This window comes from Pseudomonas sp. MDT2-39-1 (assembly GCF_054898085.1).
Genome location: NZ_CM142716.1, coordinates 1,544,724 through 1,565,425 on the forward strand (window position 1 = coordinate 1,544,724; position 20,702 = coordinate 1,565,425).

Sequence of the window (20,702 nt, forward strand, 5' to 3'; positions counted from 1 at the left end):
CGCAACGGGAGTTCGGTTTACTTCAGGCTGCCCGAGAGGAATTGTTGCAAACGTTCAGACTGTGGATTGACCAGCACCTCACGCGGGTTGCCGCTTTCTTCGACGACACCTTTGTGCAGGAACACCAGCTGGTTCGACACTTCACGGGCGAAGCCCATTTCGTGCGTGACTACCACCATGGTCCGGCCTTCCAGCGCCAGGGACTGCATGACTTTCAGCACGTCGCCGACCAGTTCCGGGTCGAGCGCCGAGGTCGGTTCGTCGAACAGCATCACCTCAGGTTCCATCGCCAGCGCACGGGCAATCGCGACACGCTGTTGTTCGCCGCCGGACATGTGGCCCGGGTAAGCATCTTTACGATGAGCCACGCCGACCTTGTTCAGGTAGTGCTCGGCCTTCTCGCGGGCTTCGGCCTTGGACATGCCGAGTACGTGGACCGGCGCTTCCATGATGTTTTCCAGCGCGGTCATGTGCGACCACAGGTTGAAATGCTGGAACACCATCGACAGGCGCGAACGCATGCGTTGCAGCTGTTTCGGGTCGGCCGCCTTCAGCGCGCCGTCCTTGTTGGCGACCAGCTTCAACTCTTCGTTGTTGAGCAGAATCTTGCCCGCGTGTGGCTGCTCCAGCAGGTTGATGCAGCGCAGGAAAGTACTTTTGCCGGAGCCACTGGAGCCGATGATGCTGATCACATCGCCAGCCGCCGCTTTCAGGGACACGCCCTTGAGCACTTCGTGACTGCCATAGCGTTTATGCAGGTCTTGGACTTCAAGTTTGTACATGCGGTCGGTTCTCACAAAAACAGTCAGTCAGTCGTTGAGCAAGCGCCCGTGACGCAGCGCTTCGCGCCCCGCCACCTTGGCCAGCCAGAAACCGGGTTGGGCATAACGCAGCCGTTCAATGGCAAACAGCACCCCGGACGTACCAGCACACACCGTGCTGACCCGATCCGATAACGGATCGATCACTTCGAAAATCTCGTCGCCGGCTTCGATCCATTCACCGGGTTTACGCAAATAACTGATCACGCCAGGGTGCGGCGCGAACAGCAATTCAGTGCCTTCGAATGGCAGGCCTTCGCACGCGTCCTGGGCAGGTTTTGGCCATTCGCCGCTGATCAAGCCTTGTTCGGCGAGGAACGCCAGAATGCCTTCGGCGTAAGCACAGGCTTCGGCGCGACCGGTATCGGCCTGACCACCTAATTCAATAGTAGTCGCCAGGCAGGCCAGGGGAATCTGCGCATCAGGAAACAGACGCGACAGTCGCAACCACGGCAGCGAACAGGCTTCGTCAAAGGAGCTGCCGCCGGAATCTTCCGCCAGCAGACCCACTTTCACATTCAGGTGCGCGGCGAGCGAACGCCACTGCGGCCAGTGCTGCGGCAAGGCGTACATGTGCAGCGCCGCTTCGCAATCGCAGTGCAGATCCAGGACGACATCGGCGGTGCAGGCATGGCTGAGCAAAATGCGCTGCATGCCTTGCAACTGACTCGCAGCCGGCGGCAACGCGGCCAGCGCATCGCTCATGGCCTGACGGATCAGCTGAATATTGGCGTGAGTATCATCGCCCAGGCGCCCTTCCAGCGCTGCGGCCACTGGCGCGCTCAGTTCGACGAAATCACGGTTGAAGTTCTTGCCGCTGCCCGCTTCGAAACGACCTTGATGGCTGCCCTGAAGCAATTGACCCAAGCCCAGCGGATTGGCCACCGGCACCAGTTCGATCACACCGTTCAGCAAGCCTTGGGCTTCGAGTTCGGTCAGGCGCTTTTTCAGCTCCCAGGCCGTGCGCATGCCCGGCAATTCATCGGCGTGCAGGCTGGCCTGGATGTAAGCCTTGCGCCCGCCACTGCGCTCCCTATTGCCGAAACAGAACACCGAAATCTGGCGTTCGCTGCCCAGGTGGCTCCACGGCAATGAATGATCGATGCGTTCCATATCAGTGCTTCCGCGGGGCCAGATAGCCCAGCCAGCGGCGCTCGGCCAGTTTGAACAGCTTCACCAGAATGAAGGTCAGGCACAGGTAGAACACACCCGCCGTGATGTACGCCTCGAACGGCAAGTAGAACTGAGCATTGACCGTACGCGCGGCACCGGTGATGTCGATCAGGGTCACGATGGACGCCAGACTGGTGGTCTGCAGCATCATGATCACTTCGTTGCTGTACTGCGGCAGCGCCCGACGCAGGGCCGACGGCAGCAGGATGCGCTGGTACATTTTGTAGCGCGACATGCCCATCGCCTTGGCGGCTTCGATCTCGCCGTTCGGTGTAGCCCGCAAGCTGCCGGCGATGATTTCCGCGGTGTAGGCGCTGGTGTTGATCGCGAAGGCCAGGCACGCACAGAACGTCGCGCTGGACAGCCACGGCCAAAAGACGCTTTCACGCACCGCTTCGAACTGCGCCAGACCGTAGTAGATCAAAAACAGCTGCACCAGCATCGGCGTGCCGCGGATCACGTAGGTGAAGAGCCAAGCCGTCAAATTGACGACTGCATTCTTGGAGACGCGCATCAAACCCAGCGGCAAGGCGCACAGCAGGCCGAAAAACAGCGACAGCGCGAGCAATTTTAGGGTGGTCAGCAAACCGCCGAAGTACAGCGGCAAGGCCTCCCAAATGACGTTGTAGTCGAAGATCATAGATCAGCCGCCCTTACGCCTACCGAGTAGCGCTTCTCAAGGTGACGCAATGCCAGCAACGAGACACTGGTGATGACCAGGTACATCGCCGCCACTGCGAGGAAGAAGGTGAAAGGCTCGCGGGTAGCATCTGCCGCCTGCTTGGCCTTGAACATCATGTCTTGCAGACCCACCACCGAAATCAGCGCGGTGGCCTTGGTCAGTACCAGCCAATTGTTGGTGAAACCCGGAATCGCCAGGCGAATCATCTGCGGCACCAACACCCGGAAGAACACTTGAAAACTGCTCATGCCGTACGCCATGCCGGCTTCTGCCTGACCTTTCGGGATTGCCATGAAGGCGCCACGGAAGGTTTCCGACAGGTACGCACCGAAGATGAAGCCCAGGGTGCCGATACCGGCGGCCAACGGGTTCAGGTCGATGTAGTCGTCAAAACCGAGCAGCGGCGCGACACGGTTGAGCAGGTCCTGACCGCCGTAGAAAATCAGCAGAATCAGCACCAGGTCGGGAATACCGCGGATCACCGTGGAATACAGGTCGCCCAGCCAGGCCAGCCAGCGAATCGGGGACAGACGCAGCGCGACGCCGATCAGACCCAGAAAAATGGCCAAGACCATGGACGACAAGGCGAGCTGAAGCGTCAGCCATGCGCCATCGAGGATGACAGCCCCGTAGCCTTTCAACATGATTCAGGTCCTCGAAAGTTGGGATGAAAAAATGGCGCAAACCTCAGAGATCCTGTTGCTTGCGCCATTTCGGACTTGTCGCCGGGACTGTTACTTGCCGTAGATATCGAAGGCGAAGTATTTGTCCTGGATTTGCTTGTACTTGCCGTTCTCGCGAATGGCAGTGATCGCGGTGTTGATCTTGTCTTTCAGCGCGTCACCCTTGCGAACCGCGATACCCACGCCGTCGCCGAAGTATTTGACGTCGGTGAAGGCCGGGCCAACGAAGGCGAAACCTTTGCCGGCGTCGGTTTTCAGGAAACCGTCATCCAGCAGCGTAGCGTCTGCCACGGTGCCGTCGAGGCGGCCAGCGGCCACGTCGAGGTAAATTTCGTTCTGCGAACCGTACGGCTTGATCTCGGCACCCAGCGGGGCCAGGACTTCGCGGGCGAAACGCTCGTGGATCGAACCACGTTGCACGCCGATGTTTTTGCCCTTGAGCTCAGCCAGGCCTTCGCTGACTTGAGTGCCCGCCTTCATGACCAGGCGTGCCGGGGTGTTGTAATACTTGTTGGTGAAGTCCACGGATTTCTTGCGGTCTTCAGTGATCGACATGGACGACAGGATCGCGTCGATCTTGCGTACTTTGAGCGCCGGGATCAGACCGTCGAACTCTTGCTCGACCCACACGCACTTGACCTTCATCTCTTCGCACAGGGCGTTGCCGATGTCGTAGTCGAAACCAACGATGCTGCCGTCCGGCGCTTTGGAAGCGAACGGAGGGTAAGCCGCTTCGATACCAATTTTCAGAGGCTTTTCATCGGCGAAGGTTGGCAGGGACAGCACGGACAGTGCCAGGGCGCCGATCAGCACGAGTTTCTTCATGTTGGGACTCCATCGGTAAAGGGCTAAAACGGCAGAGTGAGCGACAGCCCAATATGCGAATGAGTGGAACCGCAAAGCGATGCTGCGTCGTAGGAACCGCGCGCTTTTTTCAACGCGAGCAACAACGAGCGAGTGATCGGCATTCTAACGACAGGCCCGAAGCCGATATTTCTTCAATGCGACAACTAATTACAGAAGCACCGAGAAAGCCGCTTTAGCGCGTTGACAGCCTTGCAAATTCATGCAAGAGCAAAAGACAGTGAACCGATCTATGTTGCAAATTGCGGGCCTATTATTGGCAAACCCTTCTAATCCGGCAAGCACAGCGTTATGTCTTATTTTTTACAGGGGTCGGAGAGGCCCGGGAATGGGGCTATGCGTTTCCCAATGCCCCGTATCGGGATGGGCGGTTACACATTCAGTTACTTGAATGGGGGCGGGTAACAGTGGGAATTGGCCTACGGAAGAAGCCGATAATTATTGGGCGTTGTTTATGGGGTGTCTGACAGTTCGCCTTCGCGGGCAAGCCTCGCTCCTACGGATTGAGTCGATCAGATAATTTGTGAACAACACCAAAACCTGTAGGAGCGAGGCTTGCCCGCGAAGAGGCCAGCACTGCCCACACAAAAACCTCAGGCAATAAAAGGCCCCACCAGGCTCAACACCTGATGGGGCTTCGATGACGCCGAACGCGAACTAAGCGACGTTCATGATCTTGTGTTCATCAATCAAATGCTGCACTACACCCGGATCCGCCAGGGTGGAGATATCCCCCAACCCATCGTATTCGGCGGTAGCAATCTTGCGCAGAATCCGACGCATAATCTTGCCCGAACGGGTTTTCGGCAGCCCCGGCGCCCACTGAATCACATCCGGCGAAGCAATCGGACCAATCTCTTTACGCACCCAGTTTTTCAGTTCCAGACGCAATTGCTCGCTCGGCTCTTCGCCACCGATCAACGTGACGTAGACATAGATGCCCTGCCCCTTGATGTCGTGCGGCACGCCAACCACGGCCGCCTCGGCAACTTTCGGGTGAGCAACCATCGCGCTTTCGATCTCGGCGGTGCCCATGCGGTGGCCGGACACGTTGAGCACGTCGTCCACACGCCCGGTGATCCAGTAGTAACCGTCTTCGTCGCGACGTGCGCCGTCGCCGGTGAAGTACATGCCACGGAAGGTCTTGAAGTAGGTGTCGACGAAGCGGTCATGGTCGCCGTACAGGGTGCGCGCCTGGCCTGGCCACGAATCGAGAATCACCAGGTTGCCCTCGGCAACGCCTTCGAGGATGTTGCCCAGGTTGTCCACCAGCGCCGGCACCACGCCGAAGAACGGACGTGCCGCGGAACCCGGCTTGAGGCCATGAGCGCCCGGCAGCGGGCTCATCATGTTGCCGCCGGTTTCGGTCTGCCACCAGGTATCGACAATCGGGCAACGGGATTGGCCGACGTTCTTGTAGTACCAGTCCCACGCTTCCGGGTTGATCGGCTCACCGACCGAACCCAACAGACGCAGGCTGCTGCCATCGGCGCCTTCAACGGCGGCTTTGCCCGACGCCATCATCGCGCGGATCGCGGTTGGCGCGGTGTAGAGGATGTTGACCTTGTGCTTGTCGACGATCTTCGCCACCCGGGTGATGTCCGGATAGTTCGGCACGCCTTCGAACAGCACCGTGGTCGCGCCGTTGGCCAGCGGCCCATAGACAATATACGTGTGGCCGGTGACCCAGCCGACGTCGGCGGTGCACCAGTAGATTTCGCCCGGGCGGTAGTCGAACACGCGCTCGTGAGTCATGGCGGCGTAAAGCAGATAACCGCCGGTGGTGTGCTGCACGCCTTTAGGCTTGCCGGTGGAACCGGAGGTGTAAAGGATGAACAGCGCTTCTTCGGCACCCATCTCTTTCGGCGCGCAGACACTGCCCGCCACGTTCATCAGGTCTTCGTACCAGATGTCGCGATGCTGGTTCCACTTGATGTTGCCACCGGTGCGCTTGCACACGATGACTTTCTGAATGCTGCTGGTTTCCGGGTTGGTCAGCGCGTCGTCGACGTTGGTCTTGAGCGGGATCTTCTTGCCGGCACGAATGCCTTCGTCAGCGGTGATCACCACTTTGGATTTGCAGTCGATGATGCGACCGGCCAGGGCTTCCGGCGAGAAACCACCGAAGACGACCGAGTGAATCGCGCCGATCCGGGTGCAAGCCAGCATGGCGACCACGGCTTCGGGAATCATCGGCATATAGATAGTCACCACGTCGCCGCGGTGTACATCCTGGCCGCGCAAGGCGTTGGCGAACTTGCAGACTTGTTCGTGCAGCTCGCGGTAGGTGATGTTGCGGCTTTCGGCAGGATCATCCCCTTCCCAAATGATCGCGACTTGATCGCCGCGCTCGGCCAGATGACGGTCGAGGCAGTTGTAGGAAACGTTCAGGGTGCCGTCGGCAAACCATTTGATGTCGACATGGTGATCGTCAAAAGACGTCTGTTTCACCGTGGTGAAAGGCTTGATCCAGTCGAGGCGCTTGGCTTGCTCGCGCCAGAATCCGTCCGGGTTGACGACGGACTGCTGGTACATGGCTTTGTAGGTTGCCTCGTCGGTCAGCGTGTTGGCTGCTACCTCGGGACGAACGGGATACAGAGAAGCCGCACTCATCTTTCTTACCTCGGTGGAATAGTTGTTTTTGTATGACCCCAGTTGTAGCCGGGCCGGGCCTATAGAACCATTCGACGATGGTAGTAACAAGCCCCTACAAATTATCGTGATAAGCCTGGAATACGCCGTCTAAACGTACGCAACCCCCTGTAGGAGCGAGCGGTGCGGCGACCCGACTTGACCGCGAAGAACGATAACGCGGTCCACCCGAAAAACCACGTCGTCAAAACCGCAAACAAACGGTTAACACAACCTTATTCGGTGATTGTTACAGAATCTGTCAAAGGTGTTTATCAAAAGCCCACCTATATGAATGCAGACCCCACGCCTAAAATCCGTCTCGCCAACAAGGCAACGTGATTAACCAAGTTACAGCCCCCACGAAGGCAGTTAATCCAAAACCCTTTAATCAAGCTCCACACGCAACCCCGAAAAGGTTGCGTGACCCCATTCGACCTCTAAAAGGTAAATCTGAAATGAAAGCTTTATTAGTTCTGGCCCTCTCCAGCCTGTGCGCAACCGCCATGGCAGACGAGGTCCCGACTGATGTCGCACAGCAAAAACCAGCCATCGAGGAATACACTTACTCCACTCACCTGGACATCGCCAAAGTTATCTCCATGAGTGAAGTCCCTAATGTGTGCGAAGTTGTTCCGGTGAAAATGGAATACGACGACTCCCAAGGTCAACGCCACATCCTGCGCTACAGCATCATGGGTAACGGCTGCACCAATGGCTGATCGAGACTGCACCGAGTCAGCCCCTTTCAGCTGATCGCTGACGGTTGATTCCAGCCCGGCTTCGGTCGGGCTCAGTTGTGTTTTGAAGCGGCGAAATCCCTTGCAAACCACAAGATGTAGTGAAGAACGCCGTTTTTGGCTGTTTTTTGAACAAATTTGATTCAGCGTCAAAATTAACGAAAAAAAATCTGTACCGGCCAAAGCCCTGTAATCCCTCGGTTTGCTCCAAAAACCATCCCTTTCGGCCACTCCATGAGCCGATTCGCCGCACCACGCCGGCAAAAATTTCCTTATAATGCGGCCTTAAACGGGCCTGCAATATTCCCTTACAGGAACGAAAGCCAGTCTGAAGCCCCGCAGAAGCGTTTGTCGCTCACTGCGCCCATCAGTGGCTCTCAGAACCCCGTACAAAATTATGTTTATTTGCCTGCGTGTACCGCTGCAAAAAACGCTATCCAACGCGGCCAGTACGGCCGTGTGAAAAACAACCAATCAGTTTTCACACGGGCAACTGGCCCTCACGCAGGAGACGACACGTCATGCTGAGCTGGGACGAATTCGACAAAGAAGACAGCGGCGAGACCGTGGTAAAAGGCGCCAACGCCGGCCACGCGACTGAAGCCAACATGGACCGACTCGACACCGCTGGTGGTGTCGCCGCTCAAGAAGCTCGCGCCGTTACCGCGAACGACTCTGCCGCAATCGCCCGTGCCAAAGCTGCCTTGGACAACCTCGACATCGCCGAAGGCCTCGCCGAACTCGAAGGCGCCTCCGCCCGCGTCGCCGTCGACGAAAAGCGCATGATCAACTGCCGCGCCGACCTCAACCAACTCGTACCTTTCAAGTACGACTGGGCCTGGCAGAAATACCTGGACGGCTGCGCAAACCACTGGATGCCGCAAGAAGTCAACATGACCGCCGACATCGCCCTCTGGAAAGACCCGGAAGGCCTGACCGACGACGAACGCCGCATCGTGATGCGCAACCTCGGCTTCTTCTCCACCGCCGACTCCCTGGTTGCCAACAACCTGGTCCTGGCCGTGTACCGCCTGATCACCAACCCGGAATGCCGCCAGTACATCCTGCGCCAAGCCTTCGAAGAGGCGATCCACACCCACGCCTACCAGTACTGCATCGAATCGCTGGCCATGGATGAAGGCGAGATCTTCAACATGTACCACGAGATCCCATCGGTCGCGAAAAAAGCCACCTGGGGCCTCAAATACACCCGCTCGATCTCCGATCCGAAGTTCGAAACCGGCACCGTTGAAACCGACAAAGAGTTGCTGCGCAACCTGATCGCCTACTACTGCGTTCTGGAAGGCATCTTCTTCTACTGCGGCTTCACCCAAATCCTCTCCATGGGCCGCCGCAACAAAATGACCGGCGTCGCCGAGCAGTTCCAATACATCCTGCGCGATGAATCCATGCACCTGAACTTCGGCATCGACGTGATCAACCAGATCAAAATCGAAAACCCACACTTGTGGGATGCCGAGATGAAGGAAGAAGCGAGCCAGATGATTCTGCAGGGGACTCAACTGGAGATTGAATACGCGCGGGACACCATGCCTCGCGGCGTACTCGGCATGAATGCGGCGATGATGGAGGATTACCTGAAGTTCATCGCTAACCGTCGTCTGTCGCAGATTGGGTTGAAGGAAGAGTACCCAGGGACGACTAACCCGTTCCCTTGGATGAGCGAGATTATGGACTTGAAGAAAGAGAAGAATTTCTTTGAGACTCGGGTTATTGAGTATCAGACTGGTGGGGCGTTGAGCTGGGATTGATGCAACCAGAACAAAACACTTAATTACAAAGGGCTCTTAAAGAGCCCTTTTTTACAAAAAAAACTCTATATTTTGAAAAATCTATCCCCATCATCCAAATATAGAATCACATCTCGCTCGTATTTTTTATATACCTCATCACTAAACTTATCAGAAAGCATAGACAAAATTTGCTGACCCGGTAATGTTTTCGACAAAACAAATATCTCTTCAACTTGCTTTTGATCGATATCTTCTATGCTGTCGTGAAACACAAATTTAGGTCGCTTTATACCCAGCAGATTTACAGCCTTAATATAAGCAAAATCAAAAGCAATAACTTCCGCCTTCTTCTTACCACCTTCCGGATTTGTTACTTCATTTTCTATAACCACAGAACTTGTACCCGACGCGGCATCAAATTCAAATCCAACCCCATATTCCTCCCCATGAACAACACGAGTAATGGCCTTGAACTCTAAATCCAGAACTTTTTCGAACTCATAAACGGTCTTAAGCTCTTTAACAATCTCTTCAACAACTGATGACAATAGCTCTTCGGCCAATACCAATTCAGTTTTAGCCTTACCTTGCTGAAGCATCAAACCTTCAAGCTTACCAAGTTCTACCTTTACCTTCCCCAACTCCCTTAACTTTTCTGTAATACTTGCTATGCTGTCAGCAGACCTCATATCAGAAAAGACTCTTAACTTCCTTTCCTGAAGACTCATCAGCAGGTCACTATAGTCATCTTTTTCATTTATCAAGCCAGACAGTCCAATCTCTAAGAACTGTTTCTTCCGGCCAACCAGTGTTTCATGAAGACCAACAACCGACTCTAAGTCTCTAATAGCACTATCAACATTAACACCAGCATATTGATATATTGCCCTCAATTCAGAACCTAGATAGCCACCTTCCTCAGCCTCCAGAATTTCGACAGTCTTTGCGATATTCAACAGTTTTCTATCAACCGCCAGCAATCGGCTTAAAGCGTCATCCTCCGTCTTTTGTATTTCCTGCAACAACTCTACAGGATTCGAGTATTCTGGAGAATAGTCAAACTTAAGAAGCTCGTCCTCCAACTTAACAGCCAATCTTTTAATATTTCCAATTTCAGTCGTCGGTTTTTGTTCTTTAACCAAAGCATTTAGGGCTTGAGACTGTCGCTTACGTCGGCCAACCGTATTACTTGCGTCCCGCTTCTGAGTTAGTAACTCGGTGTTCTGAAAGCCAAAAAGGTACAAATACAACTCACCATACTCTTTACCAGCAGCACGCACATCCAAAAAATGAGTTGTATTAAGCATGCGATGACTATCATTTCTAACAAACTTAGCAGCAACAGATCTTACGGTGGGTCTACGTGTAAAAATATCAAAACAATATTTTTGTATGCTGCTTTCATACTCCTTCGCATCAACAACTCTACCATCAAAGATGAAACGAGAGTTCTTATCACCTATTGAAAAATTCCGTTCCAACTGATGCAACTTTCCATCCACACCTAAAAACGCTAATTCCGCAACGACATAATGAGCAATAAACAAACCCTCAATCTCTTGATTCGGACGCTTAAATTCCTCATCTATATAAATTGAGTCGATTGAACCTAAAAATAAAAAATCAAAAACTCTAGAGAGAGTGGATTTACCCACACTATTCCCAGATCTCCCTACACCTCTCCGATTTGTTACTAGATTGAGGCCATCATGAAACCTAACTATCCGGCGAGACTCCCCATCAACCTTTATTTCGATACTAATTAATTTCATATGCACGAATCCTTTCACCATCGATATAAACCGCACCAATCATATAAAGCCAATCAATACACAAAATAATATGATCGACTGAAACTCCAACCTCTAAAGAAAAAACCACTAATAACCAGTCAACTTCAATATCTTCAGATGAAATCTTTTTAAGAATTTTTGCACCGAGCACTACGACGTTAATTTCGGGATCACAACCTGGACTAGGGAGCATCTGGATTCTCCATAACCACACACTCAATAAACGCGTGAGCTACAACCACATTAATTCCCAGCTCGACATTCTCCTTGTATGCTGGCTTATTCATCGACTCGTAGACAAAATTTCGCAGCTTACTTATCACAAAATCGACAATAAAAATAGAATTAGTGCGGATCTTATTCATATCAACAGCCTCGCACACGTATTCTATATTCAACTCATCAAGAGCTGCACAATAAAACCCATTGAGATTCTGTAGAATCATATCCTTACCAAAGGGAATGAGTGCATCTACATCTACATAGGCCTCTTCTATCTTCGAGGAATGCTCAAGATATTGTTTTATTATATTCGACTTAGCCCTAAGATTATTATGATCAATTTTTCTTATCGTCTCTGCAGTTGGCTTTCGATTTAGTCGAACATATGGAGACGCCTTACTCGCCAGACATATTAGCAACTCATTAATAGCAGAATTGATCTGATATTCAGGGGCGTCACCGATATTAACATTTCCAGCCAAATGAGTTATAGCTACTGTTTTCGTAACACCATTCATTGCCAACCCCAAAACACTCGAAAATTACATATTAATCTTCATACCACCAGAGTTCTGCTTGGTGTAAACATTCCCATCGCCGGACTGAGTAACAGTATCATCACCCAGATTATTTATACTTACCTCCAATCTCTCAACCTTAACCTTTAATAACTTATTCTCTTTAGCCTTAATAAACCCAAAAAGGGTACCTACCACAGTGCAGACCCAAGAAATCGAAACACCAAGATCAGACTTGAAAAAATCGATAATCGCTTCCATATATTCACCCCTTACAAACAAGACTCGCCGCACACTACAAAAATACAAGTAAATTTTTAAACCAACCACTTAAATAATCACATATCGCCTCCTGATATTTTCTTAAAATAGCCATGAATTTAGACGAGAATACACCGGGCACCCCCCTTCGTGCCACTACAACGACATCACAAATTACTATTCGCAAAAAATCAACACTCGCGTACCTAAATTGTTCCTCAGGTCTCTATGCCCGCCTACCATCCGTCGTGAAAAGCTAAGTGGTTGTACTGCGCTTTTGAGAACCATAGTCATGCTCACAAGCGTTCTTTTTAGATACACAACCTCCAGCGAATTCACAGAGAGGTAGGCACGAGTTCAGCAACACGTCATTAGAAACAGAACGTTCCTACGCCACAAAGTCGACCAAGCTACGACGAGAAGCTAAAACTCTGCAATTTTTTAACATCAAGATATTTATCAAGCTTGAACGATTGACCACGTTGGCTCGACCCCCTAGGCTTTCGCACCGGTGCCTAAGAAACACCACACACAGCGGATCGACCGCACCCGACAGCAGCGGCTTTTTGTGCCTACGGCCTCCCCGTGCGCATCAAAAACTCTGTTAAGCCGGGAGTGGGCGAATACAAGACCCGAAAGGGGAATATGTCCGGCCCGCTGTGTGGGGTTTCTTAACTCCCGGCACCCAGCCCTAAGAAAGCTGACATCACACAGAGGTAAAGGATATGCCTAAAAATCTCTCCTTCTCTCCGAAGGAAGTCCGCGTTAGCTGCTTCATTCTCTATGCGCTTCCATCCCTGGAGGCTCGCCATGTCTGATCCATTCATCCCCACCGTCTTCATCCGCCAAAACCTCGACCTTCACGCCCTCCTCCTTGAAAACCAGCCATGGTTCTGCGCCCGCGATCTGGGTCGTTTGATGGGTTTCCATCTAAACGATCGCGTGGTCAGCAAACTGGACGAGGATCAGCGGCATACGTTGCTGATTCGCTACCACGGCCAACCAGAGAAGCGACTGATGCTCAGTGAGTCCGGCGTGTATGCATTGTTGGTTTATCACTATGCGCCGGGGAATCGGTTGTTGCGCGAGTGGCTGACTCATCAAGTGGTGCCGGCCTTGCGCGATGCGGCGCCGTCAAAGAATGCGGATCGACCGATGTTGAGTTTGTTGGATTGGCCGGAGATGTCGTTGAGTCTGTTGCATTGGCAGGATGAAGGCTGGATTCGGCTGAGGGATATGCCTTATCTGTTGCTCAATCGCACGCGACGGCGGGTGCCGGTGGTTAAGCCTTGGTGGCGAAAGGTTTTGGAGGCTCTTCAGTCTTCAAAGCATTCGGTTGGTTAGCCTTTGTAGGACTGACTGAAAGAAGAGTCGGTATTTTCTGTAGGAATTTTCGTAGACAGTCGTAATGGCCACTCAGTATCGTCCGAGGGGTTTCAACCCTCGGCGATTGTATGGATACGGAAAAGAGCAACAGCGATTGGACTGACATTGAGATTCAGGCGGCGGTCGATTCCTATCTCTGCATGCTGTCCCGCGAGCAGAACGGTCAGAAAGTCGTGAAGACTGACGAAAATCGCATCCTGCGTGAGGGAGCCTTAGCCGGTCGGACAAAAGGGTCGGTTGAGTTTCGGATGCAGAACATCTCTACCGTGTTGGTCGAACTGGGTCGAGATCGCATTGAGGGCTACAAACCCGCCAAGAATGTCGGCGCGAATGTTGCGCGAAGCATTCGAGAAGCGCTCAACGTCCCAAGCACCTTGACGCCCGAGGATTTTGCCCCGACGGCAGACGACGCAACGCTGGAGCTGCGAGCCACCAAACTTGAGCGACAACCGATTAAAGATGTGCCGAAAGGCATTGAAAGACCAGAGCAGACTCAGTCCAGCGGAAAGTCTTATGTTCGCGATCCTGAGGTGAGAGCTTGGGTTCGCCAGCAGGCTGAAGGTAGATGCGAAGGCTGTGGCGAGCCTGCTCCGTTTGAAAAGGATGGCAGGCCGTTTCTTGAGGTTCATCACGTTAAGCATTTGTCAGAGCGGGGATCAGATCGTCCAAGCAACGCCGTAGCGTTGTGCCCTAATTGTCATCGACGCTGCCATCACTCGAGCGATAGGAATGAGTTCATACTGACTCTTTACGGAAAAGTTAAACGTTTGAAAAGGGAGGACTACTAGAAACCATGAACGCTCATACGTCACGCCCTAAAGGTACAAAGTTGAATCCATTTCTTCACATCTTTACAACCAAAACAATTACACAATAAAAATCGCCACATTTCCATCATCAAAAAATAGATCCACCAAAAAAAAGCAGGAAAGTATGAAAATATCAAAATTCAGAATAAAAAATTTTCGTTCAATTATCGATACAGGTTGGCGCACTTTTTCTGCAGATGGAGTCACAGTTTTAGTTGGTCAGAACGAGTCAGGAAAAAGTGCCATTTTGGACGCTCTACATACCACATTTAGTCAAAAAAATATTACAACCGACGACTTGAGATTCGACTGTGATTTACCAGAAATTCTTTTTGATATAGAGATAGAACCGACAGAATTAAAAAATGTACTGATAGACTACATGGCTAAAGAGGACATTGAAAAAACTCTAACACATCTACAAAGCATTAGAAACAGGACGCAAATGTCATTCAAGTGGATAACAACAGACCACGACCAGGAAACATCATTCAAAGCAGACATTACAGTCGTAGAGCCAGAGCTTGAAATCCCTGCACAAGATTTTCTCGATCTGGATAACGAAAACACATACGGAATTCATTTAAACGTACTTGCTGCCGAGGGGCTATTCCGCATAGCTCCAACCTTTACTATATTCCAATCCGACTCTGGTTTATTACCAAATACTATTGATATTGACGAAAACAATGAACTTGTAGGAGAAGGGAAAATTGCTGCTACCAACCTACTATCTATTGCGGAGATAAACATCAAGGATTTTACCCATCAAAACAACCGATCGACACATACTCGAATAACTAGAGCAACAAATAAAATAAACCAGGATTTTTCTGAGTTCTGGAATCAAAACATCGATACCAACACTAAAATAAAAATCGAGTTCTCTCTCGACCACCATAACACTTCAAATGAAAAAAATGCAGGAAGACCCTACTTAGCATTTTGGGTAACCGACGGTATCCACAAGCTTCATCCGAATCAAAGAAGCGCTGGCGTTCGCTGGTTTATATCTTTCTACCTACAATTAAAAGCGTCTCAAAAGCTAAATAAAAACCTACACTTTTTGTTGGACGAACCGGGTGCCAACCTTCACTCCAACGCTCAGCATGACGTTCTGAAACTAATTAATACACTTAGTCATGAAGTCCCCATAACCTACAGCACTCACAGTCCCTCACTCATCGAACACGATAAACTTTACCGAGTTTATGCTATCCAAAGAAAAGATGATCACTTAGAAACGCCAACCGAAGTAATCGATGCACATCGCTTGGGCGCAGCCTCCAGCGATACTTTATCACCAATACTTATGGCAATAGGTTCAGATTTTACTCATCAAAACGTAATTAGAAAATCCGGAAATATAATCCTCGAAGAAGTAAGCGGATATTATTACCTCAAAGCCTTTTTTAAACTTTCGAACGTGTTAGAAAACGTCCACTTTATTGCAGCTACGGGAGCAAGCAAAATCCCGGTTCTCGCCAACATGTTCACAGGATGGGGGTTGAAATTTTCTGTAGTTATCGACGATGATGCACAAGGTCGAAGTATATATAACAAATTAAAAAGAGAACTTTGTGGCGACGATCAGAACATCGCAAACCAAAAGCTTTACAAGATTAAAGATTGTAAAGGCATTGAGGACATATTCAGCCTTAACGACTTTCTTAAATTCGTACTCAACAGTGAGCATACAAACAATGAAAATCATGAAAACCCGACAGACATCATTAAAAATGGCACATTTTCAAAACCAATTCTCGCCTACAACTTCTCAATAAACGTAGAGAAAGAAATAATCACTTTAGAATATCTAGACCAACACACCAGAAAAAAAATATTAGACACCGTAACAAAAATACTTGAGCTAGTTAAAAATCAATGACAGCATCGCCCATTATAACTATTTAATAAAAACCATACAGCGCTACTGTAATTATTTGGAACTGCCACCTCTAGCCAAGCCTCACAAACACCTAAAACGAATATTTAGGAAAGAACACTAACACTAAACAATACTGAATTCAGTTCTTCCTCTAACAGAAAAATTAAAGGCTCAGATACATATGAAATTCGACCTCGCCTACTGCCTCAGCCTCGACGACAAGCTGTCGATCTATGACGTGCGCGATCTCAATTTCGACGAGACCATGGAGTTCGACTCCGCCAAAGAACACTTCCAATGTCCCAATGACGCATGCAGGGCGGCATTCGATGCGGCGAATGTGTTGACGACTTTCAATGCCAAGAACGTGAATTACGTGCGCACCCCGCACTTCAAGAACACGCCCAGCACCCGGCATGTGGCAGATTGTCCTTATGTCAGTCTCAAGGCGCCGACGTCAGGTGTGGATGCGGACGGTGCGGAAACGGATGACAGTCGCGAGGAGCATTTCCCGTCGGAGTTGTTGCTGACTCGGCGTGAGTATGTGCGTAAGCCGTCGAGCCCGGCGGTGGCGGCGAATGTGGTGCGGGACGATCCGAAGCCAACCACTGTGGCTAGCAACGCAGAACACCCGAGCCATGAAACAGCGCCGGACAAGACCAGTGTCTTCGCCCATCCGGTGGAGTGTTTTGTGTCGAACTTCGAAGACAAGGACCTGCTCAAGCGCATGCCGCTGAAGATTGGCGAGCACACGGCGCCTTATGGGTCGTTCTTCAAGAAGATCGAATACCTGACGGACAACAAGGGGCTGATTTACTGGGGCAAGATCAAGGAAATCAAGGATTACACCCAGAGCTTTCGCATCGACTTCGAACAGAAGGTCTGGTTCAAGCAGGCGGATGAGGCGAAGAAGAAGCCGTATTCAGTCAACGTTTACTTGAGCAAGAAGCTGATCGAGAACTACCGCAAGCGCAAAGCGTTTCTGGAAGAAATTAAGCATGCCATCGACAGTGAAGCGGAGTTGTATTGCTTCTTTTATGGCGTGACGCCGGAGTTGAAGCAGGTGCCGAGCAAGAAAAACCCCGAGCAGACGTTCGGGGTGTTCAGTGCGAATATCGAGAACCTGGATCACTTCATTATTCGTGAGGCGCCGGGGCTCAAGGGTTAAAAGATTGGGCCACGGCGTTATCACGACGGCTCATTGCGCTTCGAGATTAAGCTGCCTTTCGAACTCCCGTATCTCTCGCTTCACTTCCTTGCGCCGCTCACGGGCTGCCTGAACCGCAGGCTCATCCAAGCCGCCATAATGGCGCAACCAATGAACGATCATTTCCTCATCGGGAAAGTAGTAATCCTTGTGCCCTTTGCTACCTCTTGGGGTGTCGTTCATATCGCCATCGAAGCGCGCAGCCGAGAACTCGTCCGAAGGCAACGTACCCCATTCGGCGGCGCAGTCCTCGAAAACCCAGGCGATTTCATTGAGGTGCTTTTGCGCACCGCGATGACCGCGCTTGTAAAACACGTACTTGCCGCAACTCTTCAGGAAACGCTCCATCATCGGCTCGTCATCTATCCAGCGAAGGATGTCGTGCTGCCCCGCATGGCGCATCAGGCCGTCTATCCAGCGCTCGGCAAAGCGGTGAACAAATCCTTCGATATCCGCTTTTTTCGCGTCCGCGAAAATCATGCAATAACGGGTTTGCACATGGATGACGAACAACACGTGCTTGCGTTGGACGGTGATGGCGTGGACCAGCCACTGTTCGGCGGATTCGACTGCCTCATCGTCCTCAATCACGGGCGATGGCGGTTTCTCCACAGGTGAGATTTTCTTGCCCTTATGGACACGACTGAAGAAGTTGCTGGCAGCTTCGGTGCAATTGAAGATCAACATCCTAAGTCCTTTAATTCGTCTGTACGGGTGTCAGTCCTGTCGCACAATTTCGTCGACCCATTCAAGTTCATAAGGCTGGCGAACAACATCCGAGATGTAATCCAGCGCCTCTTCGCTCAGAACTGATAACTCTGCGTCGGTCAGCAAGTCATGCATGACAAACAACCTCAAAGCGGTGAAAGCACTTGAACGGGATTGGCTGTATCGGTCAAAAGCGAGGGCCATGTCCTTGTTCCGATTGTGGATCAAGCCGTAAAGCATTCCGTACCGAGCGTGAGCAGACAGCGCCCCGTGTTGGGTAATCGCTTTCGCATCGGCAAGAACACCTTGGCAAAATCGGTCGAGTGCGATTTTGCGCAGTTCCTTGAATTTCTTCCAGTCGCTTTCGAGGATCGACATTACATTCTCCTGCGAGAAATATTGAACAATGCGAAGGGAATTTTCTTGCGAATTGGCCTGCTGATTCCAACCCTAGTCGGCACACATACTCAGCATCACCAAAACTAGCAAACCTACATACACCCGCGCATGCATTCGGTCCGGTATCCGCCCGATCCACGGCGTGGCCAACCAAATGCCCACCAACGATCCCATCGTCAACACTGCAAACGCCAGCAGATCCACATAGCCGATAAACCACGGTCCCAGATCAAACCCGGTGAGCCCCGCCATCGCCATGTAAGTCACCGTCCCAGCCAGCGCCACGGGCAGGCTTAGCGGATTAGCCATGGACGTTGCCTGAGACATGCTCAACCCACAACGTCGTAACAACGGCACGGTCATGACGCTGCCGCCCACGCCGAGAAACGTCGCGATCGCGCCGATTCCTACGCCACCACCAGACACTTCTGCCCTCCCCAACCGCCGTGGGATTGCGGTGTCGGACGCTGTCAGAAAACCGCGTCTGAACAGGCAATCCACAATGGTCACGCCCAAGTACGCGATGAAGGCATAACGAATCACCTCTCCACTTACCCACATCGCGGCGACCGCTCCGACCACCGCGCCCAATCCGATAAACCCACCCAACGGCCACAGGTAATGGCGAATGAGATTACCCGCGCGGTGATGCTTTCCCGTGGCAACCAATGCGTTGACGATCATCACGCAGGTCGAAGTTGCCACGGCAATGTGCATCGCCGATTGGCCGATCGGGTCATCGGCACCATGGCTAACCACGAGCATGCGGTAAAGCAATGGCACCACAACAAAGCCACCGCCAAAGCCGAACAACACCGCAGTAACGCCAGTCATGCACCCGAAAAATGCCAGCAAGAGATAAAACATCACGCGTCGTCCATTAATTGAGAGCCGCTGACAATAGAGCGATGCGCCTTGGCCTGCTTCAGCAAGTCAGCCAATAATGTTCGCGTTTACGCCAACTGCTGGAAGCTGCTCAATGCGCAACATTTCGATCAATCTGCTGGATGACACACCGCGCTCAGTGGTGGCGATCGGTACGGATTATTCCCACGGTCACGTGTTGCCCCGTCATACACATCGGCGGGCACAACTCCTGTACGGCGCCACGGGAGTGATGCAGGTCAGCACGCACGACGGCAACTGGGTGGTCCCGCCGCAGCGGGCGGTGTGGATTCCGGCGGGGGTGGCGCATGAGGTGTTGATGCTGGGGGTGAGCACGCGGAGCTTGTACATCGAACCCGGGAGGGTGGATCTGGGGGTTCGTTGCCAGGTGATCAGTGTGTCGCCGTTGATGCGGCACTTGCTGATGGAGGCGGTGGAGATCCCGCTGGCGTATGACGAGGCCGGGCGCGATGGCGCGCTGATCGACTTGCTGCTGCATGAACTGGCGCGCAGTACTCACTTGCCGTTGCACATTCCTTTACCGGTCGATGCGCGGTTGCTGGGGTTGTGCCAAGGCTTTTTGCAGCGGCCCGACGCGCATCAATCGCCTCAGCAATGGGCTGATCAGTTGCACATCAGCCTGCGTACTTTTAATCGGCTGTTTCGCCAACAGACTGGTCTGAGTTTCAGCCAATGGCGCCAGCGGGCCTGCGTGGTGCTGGCCTTGGCGCGGTTGGCGGCGGGTACGCCGGTGACGCGGATTGCGCTGGATTTCGGTTATGACAGCCCGGCGGCTTTCTCGACCATGTTTCGCCGCGTATTGGGGCAGGCACCGTCCGTCTGGATGGAGGGGGCGACATAGCAAAAATCAAAAAATGAGTTTGATCCGGGCGCAAAACAACTGTACAAAACAACAGTACTTTTTGGATTAGCACTCTCGAGCCCGGAGAACACCATGGCCTCTCTTGCGATGAAAATCACCCTGGAACGTATCGCCCTTTTCCAATTCACCCCGGCCCACTGCGCCCAGGCCCGAGCGATGCTGGGTTGGAGTGTGGAAGAGCTCTCGGAGGAATCCGGGGTATCCGTGGACGCCATTCTGCGTTTTGAGGACGAACGCGATGTACTGGATGTCACCCGACTGGCGCTGGCGTATCGGTTTGAATCGGAGGGGTTGGTGTTCTTCCCGGGATTTGCGCCGGGTCGGGGGATGAATATTAAAGGGTCGACGCCTGATCCGGTGGGTCGGGCGGACTATGCGATGGTCGAGTGAGGGGT

General features: G+C 52.1%; 21 protein-coding genes. 8 read left to right on the plus strand and 13 right to left on the minus strand.

Going from position 1 to position 20,702, the window contains the following annotated elements; genetic code table 11:
* Positions 1-17: 17 nt before the first annotated feature.
* The 6 genes from ACYZTM_RS07615 to acs all read right to left on the minus strand — a co-directional run bounded on the left by ACYZTM_RS07615 (position 18) and on the right by acs (position 6,836).
* Positions 18-782 carry an ABC transporter ATP-binding protein gene (locus ACYZTM_RS07615; protein WP_131059694.1) on the minus strand — a complete coding sequence of 255 codons (765 nt, stop codon included), beginning with the start codon at positions 780-782 and terminating at the stop codon, positions 18-20.
* 27 nt (positions 783-809) lie between these two features.
* Positions 810-1,934: a M14 family metallopeptidase gene (locus ACYZTM_RS07620; RefSeq protein WP_131059695.1), complete on the minus strand. Its 1,125-nt coding sequence runs from the start codon at positions 1,932-1,934 to the stop codon at positions 810-812.
* A gap of 1 nt (position 1,935) precedes the next feature.
* The gene (locus tag ACYZTM_RS07625; RefSeq protein ID WP_131059696.1) at positions 1,936-2,634 is read right to left on the minus strand and encodes an ABC transporter permease; all 699 of its coding nucleotides are present in this window, start codon (positions 2,632-2,634) and stop codon (positions 1,936-1,938) included.
* Positions 2,631-3,320 carry an ABC transporter permease gene (locus tag ACYZTM_RS07630; protein ID WP_131059697.1) on the minus strand — a complete coding sequence of 230 codons (690 nt, stop codon included), beginning with the start codon at positions 3,318-3,320 and terminating at the stop codon, positions 2,631-2,633. Before ACYZTM_RS07630 ends, ACYZTM_RS07625 begins: the two co-directional genes overlap by 4 nt.
* Before the next feature lie 90 nt (positions 3,321-3,410).
* The gene (locus tag ACYZTM_RS07635; RefSeq protein WP_131059698.1) at positions 3,411-4,184 is read right to left on the minus strand and encodes an ABC transporter substrate-binding protein; all 774 of its coding nucleotides are present in this window, start codon (positions 4,182-4,184) and stop codon (positions 3,411-3,413) included.
* A gap of 696 nt (positions 4,185-4,880) precedes the next feature.
* Entirely contained in the window at positions 4,881-6,836 is a 1,956-nt protein-coding gene (acs, locus tag ACYZTM_RS07640) for an acetate--CoA ligase (protein WP_131059699.1), read from the minus strand.
* 476 nt (positions 6,837-7,312) lie between these two features.
* Between acs and ACYZTM_RS07645 the strand changes: the two genes are divergently transcribed.
* Both ACYZTM_RS07645 and ACYZTM_RS07650 read left to right on the plus strand, forming a co-directional pair.
* Entirely contained in the window at positions 7,313-7,576 is a 264-nt protein-coding gene (locus ACYZTM_RS07645; RefSeq protein WP_010457261.1) for a DUF2790 domain-containing protein, read from the plus strand.
* A 539-nt stretch (positions 7,577-8,115) separates the two neighbouring features.
* Positions 8,116-9,366, plus strand: coding sequence for a ribonucleotide-diphosphate reductase subunit beta (locus tag ACYZTM_RS07650; RefSeq protein ID WP_017340233.1), 1,251 nt, complete (start codon positions 8,116-8,118; stop codon positions 9,364-9,366).
* Positions 9,367-9,431: 65 nt separating this feature from the next.
* Here ACYZTM_RS07650 and ACYZTM_RS07655 read toward each other — a convergent pair whose 3' ends face one another.
* The 4 genes from ACYZTM_RS07655 to ACYZTM_RS07670 are packed head-to-tail and all read right to left on the minus strand — an operon-like array spanning position 9,432 to position 12,142.
* Complete coding sequence (locus ACYZTM_RS07655) at positions 9,432-11,120, minus strand: DUF2326 domain-containing protein (protein WP_461987934.1); 1,689 nt, start codon at positions 11,118-11,120, stop codon at positions 9,432-9,434.
* Entirely contained in the window at positions 11,107-11,334 is a 228-nt protein-coding gene (locus ACYZTM_RS07660; RefSeq protein ID WP_461987936.1) for an ABC-three component system middle component 6, read from the minus strand. Before ACYZTM_RS07660 ends, ACYZTM_RS07655 begins: the two co-directional genes overlap by 14 nt.
* Entirely contained in the window at positions 11,324-11,881 is a 558-nt protein-coding gene (locus ACYZTM_RS07665) for a hypothetical protein (RefSeq protein ID WP_461987938.1), read from the minus strand. The genes ACYZTM_RS07660 and ACYZTM_RS07665 overlap by 11 nt, the downstream gene beginning before the upstream one ends.
* A gap of 24 nt (positions 11,882-11,905) precedes the next feature.
* Complete coding sequence (locus ACYZTM_RS07670; RefSeq protein WP_461987940.1) at positions 11,906-12,142, minus strand: hypothetical protein; 237 nt, start codon at positions 12,140-12,142, stop codon at positions 11,906-11,908.
* Between the two features lie 810 nt (positions 12,143-12,952).
* Here ACYZTM_RS07670 and ACYZTM_RS07675 point away from each other — a divergent pair.
* The 4 genes from ACYZTM_RS07675 to ACYZTM_RS07690 all read left to right on the plus strand — a co-directional run bounded on the left by ACYZTM_RS07675 (position 12,953) and on the right by ACYZTM_RS07690 (position 17,393).
* Entirely contained in the window at positions 12,953-13,486 is a 534-nt protein-coding gene (locus tag ACYZTM_RS07675; protein WP_461987942.1) for a BRO-N domain-containing protein, read from the plus strand.
* 110 nt (positions 13,487-13,596) lie between these two features.
* A complete protein-coding gene (locus ACYZTM_RS07680; protein WP_461987944.1) occupies positions 13,597-14,316 on the plus strand; it encodes an HNH endonuclease in 720 nt (239 codons plus the stop codon).
* 145 nt (positions 14,317-14,461) lie between these two features.
* Positions 14,462-16,225 carry an ATP-dependent nuclease gene (locus tag ACYZTM_RS07685; RefSeq protein WP_461987946.1) on the plus strand — a complete coding sequence of 588 codons (1,764 nt, stop codon included), beginning with the start codon at positions 14,462-14,464 and terminating at the stop codon, positions 16,223-16,225.
* Positions 16,226-16,406: 181 nt separating this feature from the next.
* The gene (locus ACYZTM_RS07690; RefSeq protein ID WP_461987948.1) at positions 16,407-17,393 is read left to right on the plus strand and encodes a hypothetical protein; all 987 of its coding nucleotides are present in this window, start codon (positions 16,407-16,409) and stop codon (positions 17,391-17,393) included.
* A gap of 30 nt (positions 17,394-17,423) precedes the next feature.
* On the opposite strand, the gene ACYZTM_RS07695 is transcribed toward ACYZTM_RS07690, so the two are convergent.
* The 3 genes from ACYZTM_RS07695 to ACYZTM_RS07705 form a co-directional block, all read right to left on the minus strand.
* Positions 17,424-18,119, minus strand: a complete 696-nt coding sequence (locus ACYZTM_RS07695) for a DUF6933 domain-containing protein (protein WP_461987950.1) — start codon at positions 18,117-18,119, stop codon at positions 17,424-17,426.
* A 30-nt stretch (positions 18,120-18,149) separates the two neighbouring features.
* On the minus strand, positions 18,150-18,518 hold the full coding sequence (locus ACYZTM_RS07700; RefSeq protein ID WP_461987952.1) for a hypothetical protein: 369 nt from the start codon (positions 18,516-18,518) through the stop codon (positions 18,150-18,152).
* Positions 18,519-18,590: 72 nt separating this feature from the next.
* Entirely contained in the window at positions 18,591-19,406 is an 816-nt protein-coding gene (locus ACYZTM_RS07705) for a sulfite exporter TauE/SafE family protein (protein ID WP_461987954.1), read from the minus strand.
* Positions 19,407-19,518: 112 nt separating this feature from the next.
* On the opposite strand from ACYZTM_RS07705, the gene ACYZTM_RS07710 reads away from it, so the two are divergent.
* Both ACYZTM_RS07710 and ACYZTM_RS07715 read left to right on the plus strand, forming a co-directional pair.
* The gene (locus tag ACYZTM_RS07710) at positions 19,519-20,286 is read left to right on the plus strand and encodes an AraC family transcriptional regulator (protein ID WP_461987956.1); all 768 of its coding nucleotides are present in this window, start codon (positions 19,519-19,521) and stop codon (positions 20,284-20,286) included.
* Positions 20,287-20,379: 93 nt separating this feature from the next.
* Entirely contained in the window at positions 20,380-20,697 is a 318-nt protein-coding gene (locus ACYZTM_RS07715; RefSeq protein ID WP_131059705.1) for a helix-turn-helix domain-containing protein, read from the plus strand.
* Positions 20,698-20,702 lie beyond the last annotated feature (5 nt).